Consider the following 1403-nt stretch of genomic DNA (forward strand, 5'->3'; position numbering starts at 1 on the left):
TCGGATCATGAAGCGTACGCCTGAGCGCATTCGCAAAGTTTCAATGCGATTAGGCGTTTCGTTCAAGAGCACCCCCAGGAAGAAATAATGGCTCCCAGCAGCTGTTCGACTATGCAAGCAGCGCTACACCTTGCAAAGCAGTTGGTCCGAGCGGCCACGATCAATACTCGTAAGGTACCTCACGCGGGCTTCAAGGTTGCAGGCGACAAGGCGCTAAAGATGTTGACCGTCCACATTGTGATAAAGGAGAGGCTGTCATAGAAGTTGTAAAATGACGCATCTTTCAAGAATGCCTTCTCACCGGACCCAGCCGAGAGAGGGGCTTTATCGGCCCTGACATTTTCTCTGACCGGTCTCCCAATCCTTCTGAAGATCGGCCTCAAGTTCTAAGATGACGATGTGTAGCAAGCACGCGGCAAATGGATCAGTGACCTCCCGCTCCAGAAGCCGATAACGCGCGATCTGAATTTCTTGCTCTCTGAACTTGCGCTCTGTCACCATTTGTGGCCTCCGGCTAATCGACGCGGCGGCGGGCGAACTGTTTCCCTAAAATCTTCCGATCATTTTATATGGTTTCTAATTCCTGAATTAACGAGTGAGGACGACGTGAGCGGGGTCCCTCTAGCGACCTGAGGCACGGACAGCTCCAGATGCAGCCGACGCTGAACTGTGAGCTATTTCACAAACCGGAGTTATGAAGTGATGTAGATAACTATGCCAAGGGCGCGAACATCGACCTGCGGGAAAGCAGTTGAAACGCGAGCTATCAGCACTGGAACAGCAGGCTGCGCACGCTCTGCGTCGCGCAAGGAAGTTGCCCGTTGGTGCAGATCGGAACGACTTACGGCAACTTGCTACCGGGCTCCTTTGGCTCCACCGCAACGGCATGGATGCCTTGACTAGACAGCGCGTCGAAAACCATTTTGACAGCGGCTCGATCGTTCCGAGCGGCGCACCAGGAGCGGTTGCGAATTATTGGGATGACTGACGGTTGTAGACGGTGACATCACGGGCTTACCGTATCTCAACGTAACGTCGAAATCATAGTCGCTGCACTACTCTAACGACCCTAAAAGAGCCTGATGACCGATCAGGAGCGGCTAAGCGCTGCAGGGGGCCGGAACGAACTGGCCGGTGTAGGCTTGATCCCCTTTCGGGTACCTGTTGCGTGGAGTATTACTATGCCCAGAACGGGCTGGTCGCCAACCACCGTTCCTTTTGGCGCAGATCAGACGGTCTATCTCGTGATCGACCGTTTTAGGAACGGCACCGTGTACCGTGAGACTGAGATCGAGCGCACCGACCTCGAAACCATCGTCAACGAATTTATGACCGGGCAATTCAATGATCCGGTTCGCGTCGTCGCCTTCAACACGTTGGAGCATTGGGCTGATGACGTTTCC

The 1403-nt window shown here is 54.1% G+C and carries 1 pseudogene; it reads left to right on the top strand.

Features of this window, described 5'->3' with window-relative positions:
• Positions 1–1082 precede the first annotated feature (1082 nt).
• Positions 1083–1403: pseudogene (locus JQ624_RS38315) on the top strand (hypothetical protein); the annotation flags it as partial.

The sequence above is a fragment of the Bradyrhizobium sp. AUGA SZCCT0283 genome (assembly GCF_018130385.1).
Classification (GTDB): domain Bacteria; phylum Pseudomonadota; class Alphaproteobacteria; order Rhizobiales; family Xanthobacteraceae; genus Bradyrhizobium.